Annotated in this window: 26 protein-coding genes; 20 read left to right on the top strand and 6 right to left on the bottom strand. The window is 35.9% G+C overall.

Annotated elements, in window-relative coordinates:
• The first annotated feature begins 176 nt into the window (after positions 1-176).
• The 3 genes from hemE to hemY are packed head-to-tail and all read left to right on the top strand — an operon-like array spanning position 177 to position 3614.
• Positions 177-1223 carry a uroporphyrinogen decarboxylase gene (gene hemE / locus ACZDYH_RS08315; protein WP_168411106.1) on the top strand — a complete coding sequence of 349 codons (1047 nt, stop codon included), beginning with the start codon at positions 177-179 and terminating at the stop codon, positions 1221-1223.
• Between the two features lie 14 nt (positions 1224-1237).
• Positions 1238-2173, top strand: a complete 936-nt coding sequence (hemH, locus tag ACZDYH_RS08320) for a ferrochelatase (protein ID WP_000726779.1) — start codon at positions 1238-1240, stop codon at positions 2171-2173.
• A gap of 19 nt (positions 2174-2192) precedes the next feature.
• Positions 2193-3614, top strand: coding sequence for a protoporphyrinogen oxidase (hemY, locus tag ACZDYH_RS08325; protein WP_001228101.1), 1422 nt, complete (start codon positions 2193-2195; stop codon positions 3612-3614).
• A gap of 56 nt (positions 3615-3670) precedes the next feature.
• On the opposite strand, the gene ACZDYH_RS08330 is transcribed toward hemY, so the two are convergent.
• The gene (locus ACZDYH_RS08330; RefSeq protein WP_474886146.1) at positions 3671-5023 is read right to left on the bottom strand and encodes a DUF4026 domain-containing protein; all 1353 of its coding nucleotides are present in this window, start codon (positions 5021-5023) and stop codon (positions 3671-3673) included.
• A gap of 243 nt (positions 5024-5266) precedes the next feature.
• On the opposite strand from ACZDYH_RS08330, the gene ACZDYH_RS08335 reads away from it, so the two are divergent.
• Complete coding sequence (locus ACZDYH_RS08335; protein WP_474886150.1) at positions 5267-7633, top strand: DUF6359 domain-containing protein; 2367 nt, start codon at positions 5267-5269, stop codon at positions 7631-7633.
• A 132-nt stretch (positions 7634-7765) separates the two neighbouring features.
• Entirely contained in the window at positions 7766-8065 is a 300-nt protein-coding gene (locus tag ACZDYH_RS08340) for a hypothetical protein (RefSeq protein ID WP_001176843.1), read from the top strand.
• 54 nt (positions 8066-8119) lie between these two features.
• Here ACZDYH_RS08340 and ACZDYH_RS08345 read toward each other — a convergent pair whose 3' ends face one another.
• On the bottom strand, positions 8120-8965 hold the full coding sequence (locus ACZDYH_RS08345) for a hypothetical protein (RefSeq protein WP_000984145.1): 846 nt from the start codon (positions 8963-8965) through the stop codon (positions 8120-8122).
• A 229-nt stretch (positions 8966-9194) separates the two neighbouring features.
• Between ACZDYH_RS08345 and ACZDYH_RS08350 the strand changes: the two genes are divergently transcribed.
• From ACZDYH_RS08350 to ACZDYH_RS08375, 6 genes are all read left to right on the top strand, one after another.
• Complete coding sequence (locus tag ACZDYH_RS08350; protein WP_000184509.1) at positions 9195-9596, top strand: BlaI/MecI/CopY family transcriptional regulator; 402 nt, start codon at positions 9195-9197, stop codon at positions 9594-9596.
• A 2-nt stretch (positions 9597-9598) separates the two neighbouring features.
• On the top strand, positions 9599-11548 hold the full coding sequence (locus ACZDYH_RS08355) for a M56 family metallopeptidase (RefSeq protein ID WP_088361827.1): 1950 nt from the start codon (positions 9599-9601) through the stop codon (positions 11546-11548).
• A gap of 273 nt (positions 11549-11821) precedes the next feature.
• Complete coding sequence (locus ACZDYH_RS08360; protein ID WP_000963381.1) at positions 11822-12394, top strand: TetR/AcrR family transcriptional regulator; 573 nt, start codon at positions 11822-11824, stop codon at positions 12392-12394.
• 216 nt (positions 12395-12610) lie between these two features.
• Positions 12611-15478, top strand: coding sequence for a YhgE/Pip family protein (locus ACZDYH_RS08365; RefSeq protein WP_474886156.1), 2868 nt, complete (start codon positions 12611-12613; stop codon positions 15476-15478).
• Positions 15479-15621: 143 nt separating this feature from the next.
• Complete coding sequence (locus ACZDYH_RS08370) at positions 15622-15834, top strand: hypothetical protein (RefSeq protein WP_025710375.1); 213 nt, start codon at positions 15622-15624, stop codon at positions 15832-15834.
• Between the two features lie 4 nt (positions 15835-15838).
• Positions 15839-16144: a DUF2087 domain-containing protein gene (locus tag ACZDYH_RS08375; protein WP_000140290.1), complete on the top strand. Its 306-nt coding sequence runs from the start codon at positions 15839-15841 to the stop codon at positions 16142-16144.
• Positions 16145-16170: 26 nt separating this feature from the next.
• Here ACZDYH_RS08375 and ACZDYH_RS08380 read toward each other — a convergent pair whose 3' ends face one another.
• The gene (locus ACZDYH_RS08380; RefSeq protein WP_001068223.1) at positions 16171-16524 is read right to left on the bottom strand and encodes a PH domain-containing protein; all 354 of its coding nucleotides are present in this window, start codon (positions 16522-16524) and stop codon (positions 16171-16173) included.
• 133 nt (positions 16525-16657) lie between these two features.
• Here ACZDYH_RS08380 and ACZDYH_RS08385 point away from each other — a divergent pair, with 133 nt between their 5' ends.
• Positions 16658-17167: a GNAT family N-acetyltransferase gene (locus ACZDYH_RS08385; RefSeq protein ID WP_000620466.1), complete on the top strand. Its 510-nt coding sequence runs from the start codon at positions 16658-16660 to the stop codon at positions 17165-17167.
• 119 nt (positions 17168-17286) lie between these two features.
• Here the strand turns inward: ACZDYH_RS08385 and ACZDYH_RS08390 are convergent, their stop codons facing one another.
• Positions 17287-17787: a DinB family protein gene (locus ACZDYH_RS08390; protein WP_049107261.1), complete on the bottom strand. Its 501-nt coding sequence runs from the start codon at positions 17785-17787 to the stop codon at positions 17287-17289.
• Between the two features lie 84 nt (positions 17788-17871).
• Positions 17872-18813, bottom strand: coding sequence for a helix-turn-helix transcriptional regulator (locus ACZDYH_RS08395; protein ID WP_049107262.1), 942 nt, complete (start codon positions 18811-18813; stop codon positions 17872-17874).
• Positions 18814-19009: 196 nt separating this feature from the next.
• Between ACZDYH_RS08395 and ACZDYH_RS08400 the strand changes: the two genes are divergently transcribed.
• Positions 19010-20023 carry a LacI family DNA-binding transcriptional regulator gene (locus tag ACZDYH_RS08400; protein WP_000103715.1) on the top strand — a complete coding sequence of 338 codons (1014 nt, stop codon included), beginning with the start codon at positions 19010-19012 and terminating at the stop codon, positions 20021-20023.
• Positions 20024-20062: 39 nt separating this feature from the next.
• On the opposite strand, the gene yhfH is transcribed toward ACZDYH_RS08400, so the two are convergent.
• Positions 20063-20191, bottom strand: a complete 129-nt coding sequence (gene yhfH, locus ACZDYH_RS08405; protein ID WP_000567010.1) for a protein YhfH — start codon at positions 20189-20191, stop codon at positions 20063-20065.
• A gap of 180 nt (positions 20192-20371) precedes the next feature.
• Here yhfH and ACZDYH_RS08410 point away from each other — a divergent pair, with 180 nt between their 5' ends.
• The 7 genes from ACZDYH_RS08410 (at position 20372) to cysT (ending at position 26843) form a co-directional block, all read left to right on the top strand.
• Complete coding sequence (locus tag ACZDYH_RS08410; RefSeq protein WP_063535849.1) at positions 20372-21106, top strand: MBL fold metallo-hydrolase; 735 nt, start codon at positions 20372-20374, stop codon at positions 21104-21106.
• A 9-nt stretch (positions 21107-21115) separates the two neighbouring features.
• Positions 21116-22105, top strand: a complete 990-nt coding sequence (locus tag ACZDYH_RS08415; RefSeq protein ID WP_434713717.1) for a lipoate--protein ligase — start codon at positions 21116-21118, stop codon at positions 22103-22105.
• 180 nt (positions 22106-22285) lie between these two features.
• The gene (locus tag ACZDYH_RS08420; protein WP_434713719.1) at positions 22286-22714 is read left to right on the top strand and encodes a hypothetical protein; all 429 of its coding nucleotides are present in this window, start codon (positions 22286-22288) and stop codon (positions 22712-22714) included.
• Positions 22715-22875: 161 nt separating this feature from the next.
• Positions 22876-24408, top strand: a complete 1533-nt coding sequence (locus ACZDYH_RS08425) for a fatty acid--CoA ligase family protein (protein WP_001055178.1) — start codon at positions 22876-22878, stop codon at positions 24406-24408.
• A gap of 166 nt (positions 24409-24574) precedes the next feature.
• Positions 24575-24751 (top strand): hypothetical protein, encoded by a 177-nt coding sequence (locus ACZDYH_RS08430; protein WP_001986183.1) that lies wholly within the window; start codon positions 24575-24577, stop codon positions 24749-24751.
• A gap of 174 nt (positions 24752-24925) precedes the next feature.
• On the top strand, positions 24926-25981 hold the full coding sequence (locus tag ACZDYH_RS08435) for a sulfate ABC transporter substrate-binding protein (protein ID WP_000758702.1): 1056 nt from the start codon (positions 24926-24928) through the stop codon (positions 25979-25981).
• Positions 25982-26015: 34 nt separating this feature from the next.
• A complete protein-coding gene (cysT, locus tag ACZDYH_RS08440; protein WP_001227879.1) occupies positions 26016-26843 on the top strand; it encodes a sulfate ABC transporter permease subunit CysT in 828 nt (275 codons plus the stop codon).
• Position 26844: the final 1 nt, after the last annotated feature.

A 26844-nucleotide genomic window follows, 5' to 3' on the forward strand; every position in this document is an offset into this window, starting at 1 on the left:
TTTTCTCTGTGTTATAATAAGAATGTTGTGAAAATAGTAAGCGTTTTTACGAATGTTTGTGTCAATTTAATGAACAACGTACATAATATTATGCATTTTGTTTTTACAAGCTGTATAGTAAAAAAAGATAAATATCGAACGTATTCGAAGCATTGGTAAGGAAGGGAGCAAGGGTCTTGGTAAGAACTATAAATGAGACATTTTTAAAAGCATGTAGGGGGGAACGTACTGATTATGTACCAGCATGGTATATGCGTCAGGCAGGTCGTTCGCAGCCGGAATATAGAAAGATAAAAGAAAAGTATTCTTTATTTGAAATTACACACAATCCAGAGTTGTGTGCTTACGTGACAAAGTTGCCGGTTGATCAATATAACGTAGACGCAGCAATTCTTTATAAAGATATTATGTCACCACTACCTGCAATTGGTGTGGATGTAGAAATTAAATCAGGTATTGGCCCAGTTATCGATAACCCAATCCGTTCTTTACAAGATGTAGAAAAACTAGGGGAAATCAATCCAGAAGATGACGTACCGTACATACTAGATACAATTCGTTTATTAACGACAGAAATGTTAGACGTACCGTTAATCGGTTTTTCAGGAGCTCCATTTACATTAGCGAGCTATATGATTGAAGGCGGTCCATCTCGTAACTACCATAATACGAAAGCGTTCATGTATGCAGAGCCAAAAGCTTGGTTTGCTTTAATGGATAAACTAGCAGATATGGTTATTACATATTTAAAAGCGCAAATTAACGCAGGAGCAAAAGTAGTTCAAATTTTCGATTCTTGGGTTGGAACAGTAAATGTAGCGGATTATCGCGTATTTATTAAACCAGCAATGGAGCGTATTTTTGCAGAAGTTCGTAAGATGGGTGTTCCAATGATTATGCACGGCGTAGGAGCTGCACACTTAGTGAATGAGTGGCACGACTTACCGCTTGATGTAGTCGGCTTAGATTGGCGCTTACCGATTGAAGAAGCACGTGCACGGGGCGTTCATAAGGCGGTACAAGGTAATATGGACCCTTCATTCTTACTTGCACCATGGTCTGTTATTGAAGAACATGTAAAAGGTATTTTAGATCAAGGGATGAAACAGCCGGGTTATATCTTTAATCTAGGTCACGGTGTATTCCCAGAAGTAAATCCAGATACATTAAAACGTTTAACTACATTTATTCATGAATACTCTAAAGGGCAGTTAGCGAAGTAAAGGAGCATTGCTGTATGAAAAAGAAAATTGGTTTGCTTGTAATGGCATACGGAACGCCATATAAAGAAGAAGATATTGAACGTTACTATACACATATTCGCAGAGGAAGAAAGCCAAGTCCTGAAATGCTGGAAGATTTAACAGAGCGTTACCGTGCAATTGGTGGTATTTCTCCTTTAGCTACTATTACATTAGAGCAAGCTAAGAAGTTAGAGAAGCGTTTAAATGAAGTACAAGATGAAGTAGAGTACCATATGTATCTTGGCTTAAAACATATTGAACCGTTTATTGAAGATGCGGTGAAAGATATGCATAACGACGGAATACAAGATGCAATCGCACTTGTTCTTGCACCTCATTATTCTACGTTTAGCGTGAAATCGTACGTTGGACGAGCACAAGAAGAAGCTGAGAAACTTGGAAACTTAACAATTCACGGCATTGATAGCTGGTATAAAGAGCCGAAATTCATCCAGTACTGGGTTGATGCAGTGAAAGGTATATATAACGGTATGTCAGATGCAGAGCGTGAAAAAGCAGTATTAATCGTATCTGCACATAGCTTACCAGAGAAAATTATTGCAATGGGCGATCCATATCCAGATCAATTAAATGAAACAGCGGATTATATCGCGCGCGGAGCTGAAGTAGCAAACTATGCAGTAGGCTGGCAAAGTGCAGGAAACACACCAGATCCTTGGATTGGTCCAGATGTACAAGATTTAACGAGAGAACTAAATGAAAAGCACGGTTATACTTCATTCGTATATGCACCAGTTGGATTTGTTGCGGAACATTTAGAAGTTTTATATGACAACGACTTTGAGTGTAAAGTTGTAACGGATGAAATTGGTGCAAAATATTATCGTCCAGAAATGCCAAATGCATCGGAGGCATTTATTGATTGTTTAACAGATGTTGTATTAAAGAAAAAAGAATCTGTACTGTAAGAAGAAAGGAGGAGCCTGCTTGAGGAAAAAAGTTGTGATCGTCGGCGGAGGCATCACTGGATTAACAGCAATGTATAACTTACAAAAAAATATTCATGAAAAAAACTTGCCGATTGATACATTACTTATAGAAGCATCGGGTAAACTTGGCGGAAAAATTCAAACCGTTCGAAAAGATGGATTTACAATTGAGCGCGGACCAGATTCTTTCTTAGCACGAAAAGAAAGTGCAGCTAGATTAGTGAAAGAATTAGGTCTTGGCGATGAACTTGTAAATAATCAAGCCGGTCAATCATTTATCCTTGTAAACAATCGGTTACATAAAATGCCGAATGGATCAATGATGGGAATTCCAACGCAAATTACGCCGTTTCTATTTTCCGGGCTGTTCTCCCCAATTGGTAAACTAAGAGCTGGCTTTGATCTATTAATGCCGAGGTCAAAGCCAGTATCTGACCAATCACTCGGACAATTTTTCAGACATCGTCTTGGAAACGAAGTGGTTGAAAACTTAATAGAACCGTTACTATCGGGTATTTATGCAGGGGATATTGATGAAATGAGCTTAATGTCAACATTCCCGCAAATGTATCAAATTGAGCAGAAACATCGCAGTATTTCACTCGGTATGCGTACGCTCGCTCCGAAAGAAGAGAAAGCTGAACCGAAAAAGGGAATGTTCCAAACAGTGAAAACAGGTTTAGAATCTATCGTAAAATCTCTCGAAGCAAAGATGCATGAAGGTACGATAATAAAGGGAACTCGCATTGAAAAAGTTGCAAAACAGGGTGATGGTTATACGATTACTCTTAGTAACGGAAAAGAAATAGAAGCGGACGCCATCGTAGTGGCAACTTCGCATAAAGTATTGCCGTCCATGTTTGCTCAGTACAAGCAGTTTCGTTTCTTCCGTAATATTCCATCCACATCCGTTGCGAATGTGGCACTTGCTTTCCAAAAATCTGCAATCCAGCGCGATATTAATGGTACAGGATTTGTCGTATCACGAAATAGCGATTACACGATTACAGCATGTACGTGGACGCATAAAAAATGGCCACATACAACGCCAGAAGGAAAAACACTCCTTCGCTGTTACGTTGGACGTGCTGGTGATGAAGCGGTTGTAGAACAAACTGAAGAAGAACTCGTTCAGCTCGTACTAGAAGATTTAAGGAAGACGATGGATATTACAGAGGATCCAGAGTTTACAATCGTAAGTCGCTGGAAAGAAGCGATGCCTCAATATACAGTAGGCCATAACGAGCGAATGAAAAAGCTCACAACATTTATGGAGAAAGAGTTGCCAGGTATATACTTGGCAGGTAGCTCCTATGCTGGTGCTGGACTTCCAGACTGTATGAATCAAGGTGAGGAAGCTGCAAAGCGTGTATTATCTCATTTGGAGAAAGTAATAGATGCTGAATTAATCGCACAATAAATTATAAGAAACGCCTTCAATCATATTGAAGGCGTTTCGTTTATTATATAAAATACTTATTCGCCAATAAACATATATAAGTTATTTGGCTTTATAACAGCATCTCCTGCATAAATAACCCAATCTGTTAAGTTATCAAAATCTAAATGATAACTATTTCCTTCACTCATATCTTCTATAAAATATGGTTCATTGATGAGTATTCCTTGAATCAGGTCTTCTGTAATATGTTGCATTTCAAACCACATATGTTCGCTTTTACCCTCTTCATAGGAAACACCAAACTTAGCGAGAAAACGAAACTCTTCATTGGATTTTTCAATTTGAAAAATGTTGCTGAAATACCCGAAAGTATTTTTCACATTATAAGCCATACGATCGGTTTCACTATTTGTTTTATAGAACATGAGCCCTGTAGCTTCCTCGTGTTCTTTGAAAAAACTTTCAATATATTCTTCTGAAGTATTAAATTTGAATAAGAGAACGGATGGAGATTGATGGTATTCATCTCGGGCATCCATTCCGCCTAAGAATGTATTTTGTGCATCTATTGGTTGTAATTTCACTTCTTCATCCTCGATTGAAGATAATTGGTCCATACTCGTTTTATGCCCTATATAAGATAATCCTTTTTCCCACGGAACAGCGACTGTATGTATAGAACCTTGCTGACTATGCGCGATAACCATAGGCTCATTCATAGGGACTTGTCCATTCTCAACGGCATTATTAGCAAATGTTTGAAAGAGATCGCCAATGCCGTAGTAGGAAGAAATGCGATTTGGAATAATTAACTCTATTTCAGTTACGCCCGCTCTTAAAAGGCCGTGTGTATGAAACCAATATTGCGTAGGCTCGCCTTCTTTATCGTCTTCATAAACGGAATGAATAACGTATAAGTCAGGAATGTCAGGTAATAATTCATTTTCAACGTGATATTCAATATAGTTTCTAGATATCACTTTCATTGCTGCACTTGAATCGATTACAAATAACAAATCTGGGGCGAGGTTCCATAAAAATTGTATTTGCTGGAAAAAGCAGTCGAGTACATCGCCTACAAATAGCGTACGAGTGAAAATTTCAGTACCGAAAGCCGCATCTTCAAAATTCCGATCTACGATTGTAGAATCTTGTCTATTGTACATTTTATATTCTTCTGGGTCATTCGCCTCATCAATATGCAGTTCATACGGTATGATTGTTTCATCCATATGTAACTCAACAATAAGGCTTGTCTCATCACTATAAACAATTTTTAACTCATCAACTTTAGTAGCGATATTTTCTAGCCGTTGTTTTAACTGCTCAATTGTAATTCTAGTTGGTATAACGGCAATCATATCTGAAAAATGACGTTCTAATGTTCCATTCATAGCTGCGCGGTATGTTTCTGTTTGCACTTCCATCCAATCACTCCTATTCAAATGAATCCATTTTACATGCCAATCAAATGTCGATATTTTCTGTTTTCTCTCTCTCTAACATTATAGAGTGCATTTGTAGAAGGTGTAAAATTATTATTTTGTATTATAGTTTGAAAGCTTGTAAATTAAATAAATCTTTTGTAAAATTTGTCGAAAAATAGTTCTATATAACGAATCATTTGTTATGATAGAAATGCTGAGAAAATATGAAATAGAGAGAGGAAAATGGCTGTGAAGAAATTGTTAAGTGTCTTTTTATCATTCTTGCTATTGCTTTCATTTATTGGAACTTTAGCGCAAGCAGAAGAAACTGCTTCTATGTCAGTAGAAAAAGCAATTCAAGTATTTAAGCAGCAAGGGAAAACGAAGGGGATTGTGGAAGGATATATTGTTGGATATACGCAAAGTTCTTCTAAATATACGAAGGATCCAGCTAAGTTTGATGATACAAACGTAGCAATTGCAGATTCACCAAACGAAAAGAATCCAGACAAAATCATGCCCGTTCAGTTGCCAAAAGGTGATGTGAGAACGGCAGTGAATGTAAAAGATCACCCTGAAAATATCGGGAAGAAAGTTAGTTTGATTGGGACTCTTGAATTATATTTTAGTAACCCAGGCCTAAAATCAGTAACAGCTTATAAGTTTCAAGGTGAAGGACAGAATCGTGTTAGCGATGTAGTAGCTTCACCGAACGGCGGAGAAGTTGCTAAAGGAACAGCGGTAACATTAACGACGAATACAGAAGGCGCAACAATCTACTATACGTTAGATGGCTCTAATCCTACTAATAAAAGTGTTCGTTATAATGGACAAATTATAGTGAATGAAAATAGTGTAGTGAAAGCAATCGCAGAAAAAGAAGGACTTACTTCTTCAGCAATTTCGACATTTTCATTTATTATCGTAAATAATGAACAGGTTCGTATTCATGACATTCAAGGAAAATCACATATGTCTCCTTACAACGGGAAGAAAGTAAACAATGTGGAAGGCGTTGTCACAGCGCTTGATAAAAACGGCTTTTATATAGAAGATAATCAGCCAGATAATGATCCAGCTACTTCAGAAGGTATGTACGTATATAAAAAAGATGCGAATGTAGCAGTAGGAGATCTTATTCAAGTTGATGGAGTAGTAGAAGAATATGTTGGACCAGGATATGCAGAGCGATTTGAAACAGACTTAACGACGACAGAAATTAAGGCGAGTCGCGTTGCTGTAATCGCAAAAGATCAATCTTTGCCGGCACCGATTGTACTTGGGGAAAACGGTGTGAAAATCCCAGACCAGATTATTGATAATGATGCATTCGGTTTATTTGATCCAAATGAAGATGCAATCGACTTTTATGAAAGTATAGAAGGTATGCGTGTTACGATGCCAACACCAAAAATTATTACACCTCAGAAAAACGGAAATTTATATGTAACAGTAAAAAATGGTGGAGATAAAGTAGTAACACAATATGGCACACCTCTATTAGATGAAAATCAATTAAACCCAGAGCGCCTTTCTGTAAAAGTACCTCGTGATTATGTAGCAAAAGTAGGAGATACTTTCACTGGAGATATAACAGGGGTAGTAGGATATGATTACGGTTCTTTCCGTATTTCGCCAATAACAGAACTGCCAGCTGTAGTGGATGGTGGATTTAAGCAAGTAGGCGCAAATATTCAGCCACGTCTTGATAAGTTAACGGTTGCTACATATAACATTGAAAACTTCTCAGCGAATAAAAAAGAAACAACAGATGAAAAGGTAAAAGCGTTAGCGTATTCTATTAAATACAACTTAAAAATGCCAGATATTATCGGTGTAGAGGAAATGCAAGATAATAACGGATCAATTAATGACGGTACAACAGATGCGTCATTAAGCGCAAAACGTATCATTGATGCAGTTCTAGAAATTCGTGGACCGAAGTATGAGTATGTAGAAATCGCTCCAAACAATAATCAAGACGGAGGAGCACCAGGAGCGAATATTCGCGTCGGCTTCTTCTATAATCCATCACGCGTGAAATTAGCGCCGGTACCAAAGTTACTTGATAAAAATGTTGTTCGTATTGGAGACGAAAATCCATTATTTGAAAGTACACGTAAACCGTTAGCGGCAGAATTTACGTTCCAAGGACAAAACATTGTTGTCGTTGCAAATCACTTAAACTCAAAACTAGGAGATGCAACGCCATTTGGAAAAGTGCAGCCGCTCGTATTAAAAAGTGAAGACAAACGAATTCAGTTAGCACAAGAAGTAAATCATTTCGTGCAAGGAATTCAGAAAAAGAATACGAATGCACCAGTTGTCGTGTTAGGTGATATGAACGATTTCGAATTCTCTAAACCACTAAAAACACTAGAGGGAACAATCTTAAAAGATATGTTAAACACAGTGCCAAAAGAGAATCGTTACACGTACATTCACGAAGGAAATGCACAAGTGTTAGATCATATTTTAGTAACAAATAATATCGCACCACACACAATTGTAGATCCAGTGCACTTAAACTCAAATATAATGAAAGAGCACGGACGTGTAAGCGACCATGACCCAGTACTTGCTCAAATTGATTTGAAGAAAGCTTCTTAAAGAAAGGAACGCTTAGGTGACTAAGCGTTCTTTGTTTGCATCGTTATAGAATAGTATAAAGAGATGATTCCTTTTTTTGTAATCTAATGATAAAATTGATTGAATATTTAGTTTTTAATAAGGGGGACAACAATGCAGTTACAAATAAATGGAAAGGTAATGAATCAGTTTGCAATTTTTTTTAGTACGATCATCATGCTTCAGTTTGTAGCTGATATAACAGGACTTACAAGCAATCTAGATATTACGTATAACTTAATACATACAGCAGCTTCTTATATAACATTTAGTTTGGCGGTTATTTTCACTTTAATAGGTGCAAGAAGAGAATTAAGTAAATATGCAATTGTTTCATTATGTTTAGTAATAGCGATTAAAGCGATTTATTTTGTAGCGGTTGTTATTTTATGGGGATTGGCAGGTACACCGTAAGTGAATAGTAAATAAAACCCTAATTTCCAATATAGTAAGGAAATTAGGGTTTTATTATACTTGAAACGCTTTTCTGCACCGCTCTCTTTTTTGCAACCTTCTTCTATATTTTTTTCTATCACGTTTTACTCCTTGTATATACATGATTAAGCTAACGAAGAGGAAGAAGGCACATTGTATTGTCAAAATATATGGTGACATGCCATGCAGCGGCTGCCTTGGATCATATAAATGAATAGGTGCTCCGCCTATTGTAGGGAGTACCGTATTTAGCAGGACGTAAGGAATAGAGGTAGTTGCAAATGGAAATAGAAGCGCCATATAGTCCTTTTGGGACCATGCAGATGCAGCAAGTCCTAAAAGAGCCATCAAACCTGCAAATAAAAAATTAATTCCGATATATACAGCAATGTAAGTGATGGGAGAAGTTTCATATAAGTTTGCGAACATCCCGTTATCATTTATAATGCCTGAACCAGCCGTTGGTACTCCGTCTGGAATGGTTAATTTGCAAAATAATAACGATAAGATGAATGGAAATGTATAAAGAAGTCCGCCGCAAAAAAATGTAACGATATATTTCGTTACTGAATAAGAAAATAAAGAAATTTCTTTACTGACAAACGGTTTAAAACCATCGGACTTATCCGAGTTATAACTTGTACTAAAGGGAAGACTTGCAATAACTGGCATTAATAATAAATAAACATCCATTTCATTTCCACGAAATCCAATCCATTTAATATCCGTCGATATAGGTCCATTCGCAGCGTCTCCTAAATAACGAATTACATAATAATAATGATAAATACAAATAAGAACAAATCCACTAAACATAATAATTAAAGAAACACGATTACAAAAAGCTTGCTTTATATTTAAACGAAGCGCACGCATCATGACTGAAAAAGCCTCCACTATTTTGATAAACTTGTCTATTTTCTATATTACTATTAATTGTAAAGATTTTCTTGTTTTTTTATTTGATTATTTGAAAAAGAGGAATTTTGTTGTTGTGAAGTAAGGTTTAGCTGAAATTAATTTTTCTAAAATATGGTTGACAATTAAGTATTACATTTGTAATCTTAATTATAGATTACAAATGTAATACTTAGGAGTGAAACATACGATGACAAATCAATTACCTAAAATATCTGAAGCGGAATTAGAAATTATGAAAGTACTTTGGTCGAGTTCTCCGCAAACAGCGAATGAAATTATAGAAGAACTGGAAGATGCAATGGACTGGAAACCGAAAACAATCCGCACATTAATTAATCGATTAGTACAAAAGGAAGCCGTTTCTTACCATCAAGATAAAGGGCGTATGTACGCTTATTATCCGTTAGTATCACAAGATAATTATTTGCAAGTGGAAACGAAATCTTTACTAAAACGTTTTTGCGGTGCAGCGTTTAAGCCATTACTTGTTAATTTCTTAAAAGAGGAGAAATTATCTTCAGAAGATATTAATGAATTAAAACGCATTTTAGATGAGAAGACAGAGGAGAATAAGAGGAAGGATCGATAAAAATGATAAACACGCTTATAAATGTATACCTTCCTCATTTTTTTGATTGGCTTATAGAAACGTCACTTATGGCTAGCATATTAGTCGGATTTATTTTATGTATAAAAGTTCTATTTAGAAATAAATTAACCCCCCGGTGGCAATATATGCTGTGGATCGTATTAATGATAAGACTCCTTTTACCGTGGTCGCCAGATAGCTCTTATAGCATTTACTCATTACTTTCTTATAGTTCTAGCGTATCGGAAGTTATTCCAAAAAATATGCCGGCTACTGAGAATATAGTGAACATAGAAAGCGACCGAAAAGTGGAATTGGAATCAAATTCTAAAATGGTGACAAAAACTAGCGAACCGGAAGTAAAAGTCAGTTCGGAAAAACAGACTACATTTTCTTTATACAAACTTGCTTTGTATGTGTGGCTAGCTGGGGTAATCATAGTAGCAGCCATCACGTTTCTTACAAATAGACGTTTATATTCTTACATAAAGAAACAACCGGATATTACGGACGAACAGGTCACTACAGTGTTTAATCGCTGTAAGCAGTCTATGAAAATGAAGAAGGCAGTTTCATTACGTCTTGCAGGAAAGATTGCAAGTCCAACGGTTTTTAGTTTCTTTCGCCCGAAAGTATTACTATCAAAAAAACATATGAAAGTATTAAATGAACAACAATTACAATATGTCTTTTACCATGAGTTAGCTCATATTAAGAGAAACGATGTAGCTGTAAATTGGATTATGTACAGTTTAATCCTATTAAATTGGTTCAATCCGATTCTTTGGTACGCCTATTTTTGTATGCGAGAAGATCAAGAATTAGCCTGTGATGCATATGCACTTACTTTTATAGATAAAGAGGAACAAATTGCATACGGACATACAATTATTACCCTTCTACAACACTATTCCTATCAAGTACCAAGCCTAGCAAATTTAAGTAGAAATAAACGAACACTAAAAAGGAGAATCATTATGATTAAAAAATTCCAAAAGAAATCGTATCGTCTTTCTTTACTTGGGATTATTGCTATAGCAGCTATAGCAGGCGGATTTTTATTAAATGCAAGGATAACTGAGGGAGATGAAAGACAAAAGGAAAAGGTTGTAGAAAACAAGCAATATAAACCTGCATTTGAAAAAGCGATAGAAACAGTATATGGTACACCAGAGAATGCAAGTAGAGAATGGGGTATGTCGATAAAATCATATAAAAGAGATACAGATTTTTTGTATTTGGCAGAAAAGAATTTTACAAAAGAAGAATTTGAACAATATGTCCAATTATTTAAAGAGGCTAGCGAAATTCAGAAAAAAGCAATGGTTAAGAAAAATGTGCCTGAGAATTATGATGGAGATACAAAGGAATATAAACCTGAACGCTTGAAGAAAGCTGATCAAGAAAGACTAGCTACTATTCAGAAGAAATTAAAACCTTTTGATGATAAATTGCAGAAGTCTTTAACATATACTATGGAAGAAGCAAAAAAACATGTACCGTATCAAATTAAGCAGCCGACTTATATACCTGAAGGTTATGAGTTAAAGAGAGAGTGGGCTGACTCATATTTTGGAAGAGACGTAGAATTAGTTATTAAATCAGAATATACAAAAGGAAAATATGGTTTTACGATTTATCAGTCAAGGATGTATATGGATGGTAATGGTAATGGCACTAAGGATCCGCTACACTATATGATGCCTGGAGTAGAGAATCTAGAAAGTTATAGTTTAGATGGGAAAGAAATGGTATATAATAAATCTTCTCATGGAGAGGGGAAGTTAAGAGGCCTTAAAATGTTTGTACCAGCACAAGGTAAGAATAGTGATTATCAAATTGTCATAGTGAATGATATTTTTACAAGAGATACAAAGATATACGAAGAGATAATCGATGATGAGCTAACTAAGAAAGAAATGGAGAAAATATTACTTTCTATGTCAAAATAATAGACAGTGTTCTTAAACCTTTGGTTTTAAGAACACTGTCTATTTTATTAAATTTCTAGTGGGATCTAGTCAGCAATTATTTACGAATATATTCTAGCTTTCCATACAAGTATACTTTTTGATAAACTATGGAAAGTATGATATACACTGACTGGAATTTTTTTATACTGGAAATAATAAAAAGAGAACTTGTATAGAATGTAAGCGTGTGGTAATATCAAAGATGTACTGATTGACTATATTATCCAATTGGTCATTTTTGGAGGTGATGATGTGGCAATAGATCGAAAACGTTCTATTATTGAGGCTGCAACAAAGTCTTTTTCAGCGTTCGGTTATAAAGCAACAACGATGGATCAAGTAGCGAAGTTAGCGAATGTAGGAAAAGGAACGATTTATACTTTTTTCAAAAATAAAGAAGAGCTATTTGGTGAAATTATTTCTAATTTAATTACAGAAATGAAGCAAGTTGCAGAAAGTGCAATTCGTTCAGATGTTTCATTTTTTGAAAATGTACATAGAGCATTATATAGCATCTTGGAATTTAGAAAAGAACATCAGCTCATGATTAAATTAATTCAAGAAGAGCGCGATATGGGAACGAAAGAAGTACAAGAAGTTATGCAGCAAGTTGATGTGGAAATCGTTTCTGTTATTCAATCGTATTTAAAGATTGCGATTGAAAAAGGTGAAATTAGCAAATGTGATCCAGAAATTACAGCATTTATTATGCTTCGTCTATATGTATCGCTTATTTTTGATTGGGAAAAAAATCATGAACCGCTAGAAAAAGAAAAAATTGCAGAGTTATTTGAACTTTATTTACTAAAAGGATTGTCAAACTAAGATAATCCTTTTAATTTTATAAAAAAATGACCGAATGGACAATGTGGTCATATATTTAAGTTAAGGGGGGATATAGAAAAATATAATCATAATGAGAAAAAGTTGCATAGTAATAAATTCGGGAATAAGGCATATGTATGAACAAGTATAGCCTTTTTGTTTGGGTGAAAATGACTATATGAACATTTTGGTCATTTTATAAAAGGGGGAGAAATTATGAAAGGGAATCAGTTACTTCGGAAAGAGTTCACGGAAATTATAAAAAGTAAAAAAATATTAATTCCAATTATTGCGGTCTTATTCGTACCGATTTTATATGCAGGGATGTTTTTGTGGGCCTTTTGGGATCCGTATAAACAGTTAGATGACTTACCAGTTGCAGTAGTCAATTTAGATAAAGGCGCAGTATTTGATGGGAAACCAATTGAGGTCGGAAAAGGGCTCGTTGATAATTTAAAAGATAATAAAAGTTTTAAATGGGAGTTCGTAAGTGAAAAAGAAGCAAAGAAAGGAATGGAAGGTAGAAAGTATTACATGTTAGTGCGCATTCCAGATGACTTCTCAAGTAACGCTACAACGTTACTAAAAGACAATCCAAAGCCATTAAACTTAGAGTACATTCCAAACGAAAGTTTAAACTTCTTATCTTCACAAATTGGAGGAACAGCCATTGAAAAGATTAAAACTGAAGTATCAAGCACGTTAACGAAAACATATGCAGAGAAAATGTTTGATTCCATTCAAGACGTCTCAAAAGGATTAGCAGATGGGGCGGAAGGAGCAAGTAAACTACACGACGGATCAAGTGAGCTGCATGATGGTTCAAGTAAAGTGACGGATGGCCTTCATACACTTCAAGGGAAGTCTGGGGAGATGAAGGATGGAGTAGGGAAACTAGCAGATGGATCTAATAAGTTAGTAGATGGATCAGGCAAAGTAACAGATGGTTTAAATACGCTAAATAACAAAACCGGTGAAATGCAGATAGGTATTGGGAAATTAGTAGATGGATCAGGCAAAGTAACAGATGGTTTACATGTATTAAATAGCAATGCAGGTATTGGGAAACTAGTAGATGGATCAGGCAAAGTAACAGATGGTTTACATGCATTAAATAGTAATACAGGTATAGGGAAATTAGTAGACGGCTCGGGCAAAGTAACAGACGGTTTAAATACGTTAAATAGCAAAACAGGTGAATTACGTGATGGATCTGAGAAAGTGACCGGTGGTTTGAACCAATTAGTAAGTAAATCCGGTGAATTAAAAACAGGAACAACTGATCTATCAAATGGTATAGGAGAACTTGTTGAAGGACAAAATCAATTAGAAAAAGCGTCTCAAGAAATTCAAAAGGGATTACAAGATTTAAATAGTAACGTACAAAAGTCTGCTGCAGGCTTAGAGGAAATACAGTCGAAAATTCCTTCTATATTGAATACAGTAAATGAGAAAATAGATGCGGCTGGGGCGAATGTAAATCAGTTAAATGAACTTACGCAATCAACAGCAGGAGATGCAAAAAATGCAGCGCAAGAGGTAGTAAATTTACAAAAGCAAATTGAAAGTTTACCAAAAGAATATCAAGAGCAGTTACAACCATTCATAGCAAGTGCTGTAAAAAGTACAGGGACAGTTCAGCAAAAAGCTACCGGAGTAGCAGGTGGAACAAATAAATTAAATGAAGAAGTAAAACAAGTAAAAGGCGAAATACATCAAACAACAAATGGACTGCAAAACAAATTACCAAATCCAGAAGGGATGAAAATTCTAGCAGGTGGTATTCAGAAACTAACGAATGCACAAAATGAATTTGTTAGTAAGTTTCATGGATTTGGTGAGGGGTTAGATAATGCAAAAATAGGTGCCGATAAATTAAAAGATGGATCAGTTCAATTAATTGATGGCGTAACGCAATTACAAAGCGGCTCTGGAAAAGTGACAGCAGGATTAGGTCAATTATCTGCAGGAGTAAATCAATTAGCAGATGGGTCTGGTCAAGTAACAGGTGGTTTAGGAACATTATCTGTAGGAGTATCCAAATTAGCAGATGGATCTGGTCAAGTAACAGGCGGTTTAGGAACATTATCTGTAGGAGTATCCAAATTAGCAGATGGGTCTGGTCAAGTAACAGGTGGTTTAGGAACATTATCTGTAGGGGCAAACCAAATGGCAGGTGGCGTAAATCAATTAGCAGATGGCTCAAATCAAGTAACAACAGGTCTGGGCGATCTAAATGGTGGTCTAAATAAAATGTCAACAGGCTCAACCCAGCTAATCGATGGAGTAAATAAACTAGCAGACGGATCAGGCAAAGTAACAGATGGCCTCGTAAAAGTAAACGACGGTTCAGGTGAACTTGCTGAGAAGCTTGGCGAAGGGGCAGAGAAAACTGGTGAAGTAAAAGGAACTGATAAAACGTACGATATGTTTGCAAGTCCTGTAAAAGTGAAGACAGAGAAAATGGCGGAAGTTCCTAACTACGGAACTGGATTTACGCCGTATTTCTTATCACTCGGTTTATTCGTTGGGGCATTATTATTATCGATCGTATACCCATTACGCGATACAGTCGGCGTTCCAAAATCAGGGTTTAGTTGGTTTATTAGTAAGTTCGGCGTATTACTATCAGTCGGTATTATTCAAGCTGTAGTAGCAGATGTTATATTACTGTTCGGATTAGGTGTAGAAGTACAAAGTATTCCGTATTTCATACTCTTTAGCATCGTTACAAGCTTAGCGTTTATCGCATTAATTCAATGTTTAGTAACAGCATTCGGTGATGCAGGCCGTTTTATCGCCATCATCACATTAATTATGCAGCTTACAACAAGTGCTGGAACATTCCCGTTAGAGTTGATTCCGAAGTTTTTACAACCATTCAATGCTTGGTTACCGATGACATATTCTGTATCAGGACTGAAAGCAGTCGTATCAAGCGGAGACTTTGACTTCATGTGGCAAAACGTAGGGGTGCTCATGATTTTCATTGTTGTATTATCACTTGGAACAATTGCATCCTTAACTTGGATGCACAAACGACAATTTAGAAATATTGCGGAAAATCAATCGATTGAAGCTTAGAAAAAAGCACCTTTTTGGTGCTTTTTTATTTTAATAGAGGGCATCTTTTCCTTAGTTCATCTATAAATCTTTCTAAAAGCTATAGAAACGAAAGAAAAGGAATTACAACAATTTACAGAGAAACATAGGGTAGAGGAGTTGATATGATGAAAGGCAATCTTACTTATTATTTTATCGTAAATCCGCTAATAATCTTTCTTGTTTATGCCCTTTCACCTATATTGTTTGATAAAGAAGTATATACAAGTATGAAAGATGCATTTGGAATACTTACGTTCTATTATGTGTTAATGAGTGGATATTACTTTATTGATATTTTAAGTGAAAAGATAAAGAAAAAAAGTGATGGAGGATAACAAAATGACTGAAAGTGAAATGAAATTCCGGGATACGACCATTCGTAACTTTTTCGATAAAGAGGATCGTTTAAAATCGATTCCAGGTCAAAAGAAGAAAAAACTAGTATTGTTAGAGCATTTAATTAGCAAGTTAAATGCTGAAAATCAATATACAGAAAAAGAAATTAATACATTTATAAAACAATATCATGATGATTTTTGTACAATTAGACGTGAATTTATTGTACAGGGGTTTATGAATAGAGAGGATAATATGTACTGTATAAACGGGAGAGAAGTTTGGAAGAAGTGGGAGGAGTTAAAATAATGAATCAGCGAGGGGATCCCCGCTGATTATAAGCCTGTGCTAGTCTTGCTGTTTCTTTGTAGTAAGTCTATGAACGCTTCAACATTCGAACTTGTAATGTATCCAAGCGTTATATATTCATCTTCATAGTAAAATATTATTTTTTTGTCAAAGATTCTTCTCTTCGTTTCTATGGATAGAATTTCTTCATAATCAAATTCGGCAATGAATGTATTTTTATATTGGCTAAAAAAGAGAAGTCTTTGATTAGTAGCAAGTAACATGCCAGGATACGGGACTTTATGCGTAATCGTATAGCCAGTAAGTGAACATTTTAAAGTAGATAAAATTTTTTCTTCTTTATGTAATAGTTGTTTTGCAGCTGTTAAGATTGGATTCATTGTATACATTCCTTTTATTTTGATATATGAATATTGTATCAAGAGTAAAAAGATTCTCAATATGTAATATTGCATATTGGCCGTTTTATAGTTGTAATATTATTTTTAAAAAGAAAAAGTACGAGGTGATTCAATGATACGGTTAGTAAAAGAGACTGATGCAGAAGCAATTATGAATATTAGAAAAGAAATTATATTATCGGAAACTACTACAAAATTTTTCATAGTATCCCCAAAGAAGTTACCGAATGATATGAATGCAGAAAGAGAAAAGATACGGAAAAGTAATGAGAAAGGTAATCTTTATATCGTGTATGAAGTAGATGGGAAGGTAGTTGGCTTTTTAATTTTCAACCGATATGAACTAGAACGGTTACAACACGCAGGCACAATGGGAATGGGGATTAAAGAGGCGTATTGTAATCAAGGCATAGGCACGAAATTAATTGAATTTCTTATTAGATGGGCGAAAGGGCAGAAAGGTTTAGAAAAAATTTGTTTAGGTGTAGTTTCTGTTAATGATCGGGCAATTAAAGTGTACAAACGTATGGGCTTTGTAGAAGAAGGTAGACAACGAAAGCAAATTAAATATGAAGATGGATCATATGGAGATGACGTATTGATGGGGTTTTATATTGAATAAAAAAGAGAAGTATTCTATTGATAGAAAGTGGGAATTTATGAGTAATTGTATAGGCGGTACATATTTTAGTGAAGAGACTGCCAATATTGGCAGTCTCTTTTTGGTGAAAATGTTAAAATTTAGCGAATCTTAAGTTCCAATCTTTCTTTCTGACGAAGATGATGAGCAAAATGCATAGAAATAAGTTGAAACCATTCTATTGCATTTAAGTAACCAAGCCCAGGATGTTCGACTTTACAATCACTTGGAATAGAAGAAAGTGTTAGCTCTGTATTTTTTACAATTGTAATTAATTCTAGAAATTGTTTCTGCATTTCTTCTTTGGTGGCTGGATTTTCAGGTGTATATCCAGGATGATTTGGTACTTTAATTTGTATATTTGGGAAAGCACCAAGTTTATATACTTTTTCACCCATCTCTGTTTTTATGTTAGTTATTGATGGTGTTTCTATTTTACATTTTGTGATTGCATTTAACTGCATGTATGTGGAGGCAATTAAATGATTATACATTTGACCAAGAGACCATTCCTCACTAGAAGGCTTCATCCTAAATTGCTCTATAGAGTACTTTTCTAATTCCTCTATGTAATACGTTGCTAACTCCTCAAATTTCTTCATAGTGTTAACTCCTTTTTATAAAAATGTATTTGTTAATACCTAATATAAAGGATGGCTACTGACAACATTATGTCAGTAGTGAAATTAAAGTTTTAACATTTTTTTTGCTTCATCACGAATTTTCTCAGAAAGAATTTTTGGCTCAAGTACTTTCACTTGGCTTCCCCAGCTCAATACCCACTGAAATACTTCGTCTATGTTTCTTGATTTCAAAAAAACGTGAAAACTGCTATCTCTATGCTCGTATGAATCTATAAAAAAGTAGCGTGATTCAATAATCTTATGCGCAATATGTGATGGAAATAGTAAATGAACCGTAACAGTCCGATTGCTTTCAGGTTTATAGTTTTGTAAAGAAAAGTCTTTTGGCTTTGTAAAGAATTCTTGTTCTTGCTGTAACGTATCCATACGATCTAAACGAAAATTGCGTATTTGTTTTCGAAGTAAGCAATGTGCAACGATGTACCAAATTCCCGAAATATTGACTAAGCCGTAAGGATGGACGGTCCGCTGCATTTTTGTATTTTCCCTCGGTTTACGATAAGAAAAAGAGACAGCTTGTTCTTTTTGTATAGATTCTTGCAACAGAATCAGTTGGTTTTCAAGTTTTTTTTGTTCAGGTTGTTGCTGCGAAAATATAGGAGAAAGAAAACGAAAAGTTCCTCGTAATTCCCGGGCTTTCTTTTGTTGATCAGCAGGGAGAACAATTTCAAGTTTCTCTTTTGCTGATCGTGCATGTACAGAAAAAGAAGAAGTGAAAGTTTTCTCGATATAATCACCGCCTAATAAAAGAGTAACAGCCTCTTCAGGCGTAAGCTGAATGGGTGGTAAGAAATAACCATCCATTAATGAATAGCCGTAGCCAGGCATTGAATAAATAGGAACACCCGATTCGTTAAGTGCATCCATATCTCGATAAATAGTTCTTATACTAGTTTCGAATTTTTTAGCCAAGCTTTGTGCTGTAACAGTTTGTCTTCTTTGTAATTCAATTAATATAGCTAATAAACGATCTGTCCGATTCATGGAATATCACCTTCAAATTTTTATAAATATACCTACTGTAAACTTCTAAAAGCAGTATAAATTCCCCTGCATTAACAGACTTTTACCTATGTATAATATTAATATAGTAAAATCATAACAACCGATATTGCAGTTTCCAATAATATACTATATAATCAATTTAAGAAAACGTTTTCATGCAAAGGGGGAGAATTTCGTGTCGACTATAGAGGACGTGGCGAAATTAGCGGGGTTATCAAGGACAACGGTTTCTAGGGTGATTAATAATCATCCATATGTTTCAGATGAGAAGAAAAAAAGGGTTCAATTAGCAATGAAGCATTTAGGCTTCGTTCCTAATTCTGCGGCGAGAAGGCTTCGTAAACAAAAAACGGAAACAATTGCGGTGCTCGTTCCAAGGATTACAAATCCTTTCTTCAGTAGATTTATCGAAGCAATCGAGATTGCTGCTTCTGAACATAAATATAAACTGATTATTTGTCAAACAAGGTATTTACCGGAAAAAGAGATGGAGTATTTACAATTATTATCTACGAAACAAGTAGATGGGATTATTCTATGTTCACTAGAAAATCCGTGGGAAGATGTAGAGCCATACTTACAGCACGGTCCAATCGTGTTGTGTAATGAATATATTGAGGAAGCAAATATTCCAACAGTGAAATTTGATCATGCGCAAGGAGCATACATAGCTGCGAAGCATGTGTTAGATCAAGGATATCGTAATCTTATTTTTTGCCGTGGTAACGAAACCAAAGTCGTTAGCCAGCAGCGAAAAATGGGCTTTTTACGTGCAATAACTGAGAAGAGCCGCCAAGTAGAAGCGATTGACTTTCTTGAAAACGCTTTCTCTTGGGAAGATGGAAAACGAATATTCCATGAAGTATTAAAGGACAAAAAAAATCCTACCGCGATTTTGGCAGGAGGCGATGAGGTAGCAGCTGGAATTATCTCAGAGGCGAAACGCCATAACTGGAGCATTCCAGATGATCTCGCTGTTATCGGTTTTGATAATCAAATATTATCGCAGATTACAGAACCAGGTATTACGACAATTGAACAGCCAATTGATGAAATGGCCCGAAAAGTTGTCGACCTAATGATGGATAAAATTCATACGAAAAATTATCGAAAAAAAGAATTGTATGAGTTTGAACTGGAGCTCTTGGTGAAAGGTTCAACGATGAAGGATAAGATGTTATTAGCCTAGTAGACTATGTCTGCTAGGTTTTTTTCTGTTCACAAACTACTATTCTTCGTGAACGCAATCATCACATTTGTTATGGTATGCTTCGTGCTGCTCATCAATTTCTTTCCCGCAGTGTGCACAAGTTTTCGTCGGTAAATTTCTGAAAAACTCCATTGGTTGATCGATCATGTCAATCCCTCCATTTCCATTTCTTACTATCATTGTATTAGTACAAAAAATAAAAGTCAACAACTGTTTTATAACAAAATTGAAAATTAATGAAAAAGTTTAGGAAATGGATTATAGTTAACAATGTAGGATGTAAGCAAAACATGCATTTCTACTCGGTTTTAGAAAGGATGGATACATATGAAAATGACTGTTGTCGGCTTTTGGGGCGGCTTTCCAGAAGCGGGAGAAGCAACGTCGGGGTATTTGTTTGAACACGATGGTTTTCGTTTACTTGTAGACTGTGGTAGTGGTGTACTAGCACAGCTTCAAAAATATATAACACCGTCTGATATAGATGCAGTTGTACTGTCGCACTATCATCACGATCATGTTGCAGACATTGGGGTATTGCAATATGCGAGACTAATTACGAGTGCGACAACAAGGCAACTACCAGAACTACCAATATACGGTCATACATTTGATGAGAATGGATTCAACTCTTTAACGCATGAACCGCATACGAAAGGAATCGCGTACAATCCAGAAGAAACACTTCAAGTTGGACCGTTCTCGATTTCATTCTTAAAAACTGTTCATCCTGTTACATGCTTTGCGATGCGTATTACAGCTGGAGATGATGCTGTAGTATACAGCGCTGATTCAAGTTATATTCCTGAATTCATTCCATTCACAAAAGATGCTGATCTTTTCATTTGTGAGTGTAATATGTATGCACATCAAGAGGCTGCAAAAGCAGGACATATGAATAGTACAGAAGTAGCAAGTATTGCAAAAGATGCGAATGTAAAAGAACTTTTATTAACGCACTTACCGCATACAGGCAACCCATCTGATTTAGTAACAGAAGCAAAACAAATTTTCAGTGGTCACATTACGCTAGCGCATAGTGGCTACGTATGGAACTCATGAGGTGATACGATGTTATTTATTGATAATAAAGGAATTACAGATCCTAGAATAAACTTAGCGATTGAAGAATATTGTGTGAAGAATTTAGATATTAACGAAACATATTTACTGTTTTACATTAATGAGCCTTCGATTATCATTGGTAAAAACCAAAACACAGTAGAAGAAATTAATGCAGATTACGTAAAAGAAAAAGGTATTCATGTCGTTCGTCGTCTATCAGGCGGAGGCGCAGTATATCATGATTTAGGAAACTTAAACTTCAGTTTTATTACGAAAGATGATGGAGACAGTTTCAGCAACTTCAAAAAATTCACAGAGCCTGTAACGAAAGCGCTTAGTAAATTAGGCGTAAATGCAGAACTAAGTGGTCGTAACGACATTTTAGCTGAAGGTAGAAAAATTTCAGGTAACGCACAGTTCGCAACGAAAGGTCGTATGTTCAGCCACGGTACGTTACTATTTGACTCTGAAATCGATCACGTCGTATCAGCGTTAAAAGTAAAAATGGATAAGATTCAATCAAAAGGAATTAAGTCAATCCGTAGCCGCGTTGCGAACATTACAGAGTTCCTAAACGAAGAAATGACGACAGAGGAGTTTAGACAACTTCTTCTAGAAACAATTTTCGAAGGAGAAACAGAAATCCCAACGTATGAATTAACAGAAGAGGATTGGAAAGCAATCCATAAACTTTCTGAAGAACGTTACCAAAATTGGGATTGGAACTACGGAAAATCACCGAAGTTCAACTTACAACATTCACACCGCTTCCCAGTTGGACAAGTTGATGTTCGTCTTGAAGTGAAAAAAGGAACAGTAACAGAATGTAAAATTTACGGCGACTTCTTCGGTTCACTAGATGTTCATGATATTGAAGAGCGTCTAACAGGTATACAATTTGATAAAGATGCATTTACTGCAGCTTTAGAAGGCGTAGATATTAAACGCTACTTCGGTAATATTACAACAGAAGATTTCTTACATTTGTTCTTCTAAAAGTAAGGGAGGCTGCCGTAACTGGCAGCCTCTTTCTTTTTGCGTAGATTGTCAGGTTTTGTCGGTAAGTCGATATAACTGAAAAATCGCTCATATAATTTCATTTACCGCAAAACATAAAATCACAGGACATCTGCCTCTTATAAAGGAATATATATATTCAAAAGGAGGCGAATCGAAATGAAAAGGGTGATGTACGTTGTATTATTACTCAGCTTCGTCATCGGAATGACAGCGTGTAACAGTGGATTGCCCTCAAGTCGTACAATTTTGTCTATCGGAAAACCGGCTGAGGATAATGTTATATATTTTACGCATACAGATCACAAACGAAAGATACATGATATACAAGACATGTTTCAAAATAAGAAGTGGAAAAGAAATGAAACATTCAGCACTGTTAATAAAACGCCAGATGTCGTCTTATCAATAGATGAAAACAACAAAGGGTTACCGATGTTATATGTTACGGTGTATTTTCATGAAGATGGAGCGGACGCTCTTAACTTGCACGGCGAGCATACGACGTTAAATAAAGAGGAACTTAATAAACTTAGAGAAAAGATGAATGCATATTATCCTAAAATGATTTCTGGTCTAGTTTCATAAATTACTTACAAATAAAATCCCCTTATTTTTCCAAAGTAAACTAAGAGAAGGTGGTCTGTCTATATGCAGTTAATAGAATATCACTTGCCACTTTAATTTTCTTTTAATATAATTAATTTAGAATTTTTAAATATTCTAAATTTTATAAAGGTGGGGTTTTTGTGAATCTCGTTCAATCTTTGGCTGAAACGGCAAAAAAGAAGGGGGATAAACCGGCTTATATATTTATGGATCAGTCGGTCTCATATGACCAATTAAACAAAATGGTCACAAGGTTTTCTAGCAATTTAGCAGAAATGGGCATTGGAAAAGGGGACAATGTCGCATTAGTTGTTGGGAACTCACCACATTTTTTGGTCGGTTTATACGGAACAATGAAAGCCGGAGCAACTGTTATTCCAGTTAATCCAATTTATACAGCAGACGAAATGCATTATATTTTACAAAATGGAGATGTAAAAACAATCATCGTACTCGACGTCCTTCTACCTGTTATACAATCTCTTACAACAAGACTTCCTTCATTAGAAAACATCATCATATGCGAAACCTCATCAGATTTTAACCATACAGAAACCGAAAAAATGAAAACGTTTACTAGTTTTGTGGGGACTGGAGATACAACTTACGAAGGTCCTGAACTAGATGAAGAAGATGTAGCGGTTATCCTATACACTTCGGGTACAACTGGAAAACCGAAAGGCGCTATGCTTACACATAAAAATTTATATAGTAATGCGAGCGATGTGGCTTCGTATTTACAATATACGGCTGATGACCGTGTTGTTGCGGCACTGCCTATGTTCCATGTATTCTGTTTAACAGTTGCGGTAAATGCACCGATTGTGAACGGGGCAACGATTTTAATGTTACCGAAATTTAGTCCGAAAGAAGTATTCCGTATTTGTCGTACGTACGAACCAACGATCTTTGCTGGCGTACCGACGATGTACAATTATTTATATTTATTTGAAGAAGCAAGCGCAGAAGATGTGAAGACGCTTCGTCTTTGTATTTCCGGTGGCGCATCGATGCCTGTTGCTCTTCTACAAAACTTTGAAAAACGTTTTAACGTTATTGTTTCAGAAGGATACGGTTTATCAGAAGCATCACCAGTTACTTGTTTCAATCCGCTAGATCGTCCTCGTAAACCAGGGTCGATTGGCACAAATATTTGGCATGTAGAAAATAAAATTGTAAATGAACTTGGGGAAGAAGTACCTGTCGGCGCAGTCGGCGAATTAATCGTTCGCGGACCTAACGTTATGAAAGGATACTATAATGCACCAGAAGATACAGCTGCGACATTGAAAGACGGCTGGCTATATACAGGTGACTTGGCGAAAATGGATGAAGAAGGTTACTTCTATATCGTTGATCGTAAAAAAGATATCGTCTTAGTTGGCGGTTATAACGTATACCCTCGTGAAGTAGAAGAAGTATTATATACGCACGAATCAGTAGCGGAAGTTGTTGTAATCGGTGTTCCTGATGAAAACTTAGGAGAAGCAGTGCGAGCTTACGTCGTTCTGAAACAAACGAACGTAACAGAAGAAGAACTAATGCATTACTGTACGTTACATTTAGCGAAATATAAAGTGCCGAAAAGCATTGAGTTTTTAATAGAATTACCGAAGAATACGACTGGTAAGTTGTTAAGAAGAGCATTGAGAGAGAAAGCGATGCAAGTGTAAAAATGAGGCAACCATCTTTGAAGGTGGTTGCCTCATTTTTTATGTATTGATTAAGCTGTGGTGCCATATATTTAAAGCTTCATATGACCAACAAGGAGGAGATATACATAGAACAGAAGGGATTAACGGTTACGGCGAGTGCAATATCTTATTTGTGAAATTATGGATGAACTCTGAAAATGATAAGAACGGTAATTTTAATCAAAATGGAGTAATGAACCGTGAATCAATGGCTACGGTGTTAGTAAATGCATATAAATTAGAATGGAATGAAAATAGTAAGTTACCAAAAGAATTTGCTGATTTGAAAAATCATTGGGCTCGAAGTATGCCAATATTTTAGTTTAGTAAGAAAATTTAAAATCCAAGTTGACACATATGAATTACAGAATTAAAATGAAAAGAAATCGAATAGAATACATTAGAAGCTAATCAGATAAACTGAAGGCGCACAATGTTCACATTTGTGAATATATTGTGTGCCTTTTTCTATTGTATAAACTAAGGGGGCTTAACGATGAAAAAGTGGGGTAAGACAGCGTTTATGAAAAGTACAGGTGTTTTATTATCAGCAGTTGTACTTTTATCAGGGTGTGGTTCGGCAACATCCACTAGTAATTCTGAAGGAAGTGGAGATAAAAAAACAGTTGAGCTTTTAAATGTTTCTTATGATCCAACTAGGGAGTTATATCAAGATTTTAATAAAGATTTTGCGAAGTATTGGAAAGAGAAGCATGGGCAAACAGTAAATGTAAAACAATCACACGGGGGATCTGGAAGTCAAGCGCGCTCTGTTATTGATGGCTTAGAAGCAGACGTTGTTACACTAGCACTTGCTTATGATATTGATGCGATTAGTAAGAAAAAACAATTAGCAGAAGATTGGCAGAAGCGACTTGCGAATAATTCCACTCCATACACGTCAACAATTGTATTTCTTGTTCGAAAAGGAAACCCGAAAGGAATTAAAGACTGGGATGACTTAACGAAAAAAGGTGTGTCTGTCATTACACCAAACCCAAAAACATCAGGCGGAGCACGTTGGAACTATTTAGCGGCGTGGGGATACGCATTGAAAAAATATAATAATAGTGAAGATAAGGCGAAAGAGTTTGTTAGCCAAATTTATAAAAACGTAGAAGTATTAGATTCAGGAGCGCGCGGAGCAACGACAACATTTGTTGAAAAAGGAATTGGAGACGTATTAATCGCGTGGGAAAATGAAGCGTTATTATCTCAAAAAGAGCTTGGAAAAGATAAATTTGAAATTGTAACCCCTTCTATTAGTGTACTTGCAGAACCACCAGTAGCGGTTGTAGATAAAGTCGTTGATAAAAAAGGAACGAAAAAAGTAGCAGAAGGATACCTGGAATATTTGTACTCAGAAAAAGGGCAGGAAATTGCGGCGAAAAACTTTTATCGCCCGCGCAATGAAAAAGTAGCAGAAAAATATGCATCCCAATTTCCGAAAGTTCAATTATTTACAGTAGATGAACTATTTGGTGGCTGGAAAAAAGCACAAGAAAAACACTTTAATGACGGCGGCGTATTCGATAAAATTTATCAAAAATAATGCGTACTGCTAAAGGGGGATGAGGTGAAAGAGGATGAGGAAGAAGCGTGTTTTACCAGGGTTTGGATTATCGCTTGGATTTACAATGTTGTACATGAGCTTATTCGTACTTATACCACTTTCTATCGTATTTATTCAAACTTCACAGTTAGGTTGGAAGAAGTTCGCTGGGGTTATAACGAACGAGCGTGTGTTGCATTCCTATCAAGTTAGTTTTACAACTTCATTTGCAGCTGCTATTGTAAATGCCATTTTCGGTTTATTAATAGCTTGGGTGCTCGTACGCTACAAGTTTCCAGGGAAACGACTATTAGATGGACTCATTGATTTACCGTTTGCACTTCCGACAGCTGTAGCTGGTATTACACTTACAACGCTTTATGCGGAAAATGGATGGATTGGGAAAATATTTAGTCTGTTTCATATAAAAGTAGCTTTTACACCGCTCGGAATTATCGTTGCGCTTACTTTTATCGGTTTACCATTTGTCGTTCGAATGGTGCAACCAGTGCTGCAAAATATTGATAAAGAAGTAGAAGAGGCGGCTTCGAGTTTAGGTGCATCCCGCTTGCAAATATTTGTGAAAATCATTTTACCAGAGATCTTTCCCGCTCTTCTTGCAGGTTTTTCACTCGCATTTGCAAGAGCATTAGGAGAATACGGATCTGTCGTTTTCATCGCAGGTAATATGCCGATGAAAACAGAAATTGCGCCACTGATGATTATGACGAAACTAGAACAATATGATTATGCGGGGGCAACAGCTGTAGCGACCGTGATGCTTATTATTTCTCTCCTTTTCCTTCTCCTTATTAATATGATTCAAAGCTGGAGTAGAAGGCATGAACTAAAAAGTGAATAGG

The organism is Bacillus sp. EB V-12 (assembly GCF_056158125.1).

What these genes read in the sequence shown, in the direction of transcription:
- hemH (WP_000726779.1), top strand. Translation starts at nt 1,238, where the DNA reads ATGAAAAAGAAAATTGGTTTGCTTGTAATGGCATACGGAACGCCATAT.
- ACZDYH_RS08330 (WP_474886146.1), bottom strand. Translation starts at nt 5,023, where the DNA reads ATGGAAGTGCAAACAGAAACATACCGCGCAGCTATGAATGGAACATTA.
- ACZDYH_RS08335 (WP_474886150.1), top strand. Translation starts at nt 5,267, where the DNA reads ATGGCTGTGAAGAAATTGTTAAGTGTCTTTTTATCATTCTTGCTATTG.
- ACZDYH_RS08340 (WP_001176843.1), top strand. Translation starts at nt 7,766, where the DNA reads ATGCAGTTACAAATAAATGGAAAGGTAATGAATCAGTTTGCAATTTTT.
- ACZDYH_RS08345 (WP_000984145.1), bottom strand. Translation starts at nt 8,965, where the DNA reads ATGATGCGTGCGCTTCGTTTAAATATAAAGCAAGCTTTTTGTAATCGT.
- ACZDYH_RS08350 (WP_000184509.1), top strand. Translation starts at nt 9,195, where the DNA reads ATGACAAATCAATTACCTAAAATATCTGAAGCGGAATTAGAAATTATG.
- ACZDYH_RS08355 (WP_088361827.1), top strand. Translation starts at nt 9,599, where the DNA reads ATGATAAACACGCTTATAAATGTATACCTTCCTCATTTTTTTGATTGG.
- ACZDYH_RS08365 (WP_474886156.1), top strand. Translation starts at nt 12,611, where the DNA reads ATGAAAGGGAATCAGTTACTTCGGAAAGAGTTCACGGAAATTATAAAA.
- ACZDYH_RS08370 (WP_025710375.1), top strand. Translation starts at nt 15,622, where the DNA reads ATGATGAAAGGCAATCTTACTTATTATTTTATCGTAAATCCGCTAATA.
- ACZDYH_RS08375 (WP_000140290.1), top strand. Translation starts at nt 15,839, where the DNA reads ATGACTGAAAGTGAAATGAAATTCCGGGATACGACCATTCGTAACTTT.
- ACZDYH_RS08380 (WP_001068223.1), bottom strand. Translation starts at nt 16,524, where the DNA reads ATGAATCCAATCTTAACAGCTGCAAAACAACTATTACATAAAGAAGAA.
- ACZDYH_RS08385 (WP_000620466.1), top strand. Translation starts at nt 16,658, where the DNA reads ATGATACGGTTAGTAAAAGAGACTGATGCAGAAGCAATTATGAATATT.
- ACZDYH_RS08390 (WP_049107261.1), bottom strand. Translation starts at nt 17,787, where the DNA reads ATGAAGAAATTTGAGGAGTTAGCAACGTATTACATAGAGGAATTAGAA.
- ACZDYH_RS08395 (WP_049107262.1), bottom strand. Translation starts at nt 18,813, where the DNA reads ATGAATCGGACAGATCGTTTATTAGCTATATTAATTGAATTACAAAGA.
- yhfH (WP_000567010.1), bottom strand. Translation starts at nt 20,191, where the DNA reads ATGATCGATCAACCAATGGAGTTTTTCAGAAATTTACCGACGAAAACT.
- ACZDYH_RS08410 (WP_063535849.1), top strand. Translation starts at nt 20,372, where the DNA reads ATGAAAATGACTGTTGTCGGCTTTTGGGGCGGCTTTCCAGAAGCGGGA.
- ACZDYH_RS08415 (WP_434713717.1), top strand. Translation starts at nt 21,116, where the DNA reads ATGTTATTTATTGATAATAAAGGAATTACAGATCCTAGAATAAACTTA.
- ACZDYH_RS08420 (WP_434713719.1), top strand. Translation starts at nt 22,286, where the DNA reads ATGAAAAGGGTGATGTACGTTGTATTATTACTCAGCTTCGTCATCGGA.
- ACZDYH_RS08430 (WP_001986183.1), top strand. Translation starts at nt 24,575, where the DNA reads ATGAACTCTGAAAATGATAAGAACGGTAATTTTAATCAAAATGGAGTA.
- ACZDYH_RS08435 (WP_000758702.1), top strand. Translation starts at nt 24,926, where the DNA reads ATGAAAAAGTGGGGTAAGACAGCGTTTATGAAAAGTACAGGTGTTTTA.
- cysT (WP_001227879.1), top strand. Translation starts at nt 26,016, where the DNA reads ATGAGGAAGAAGCGTGTTTTACCAGGGTTTGGATTATCGCTTGGATTT.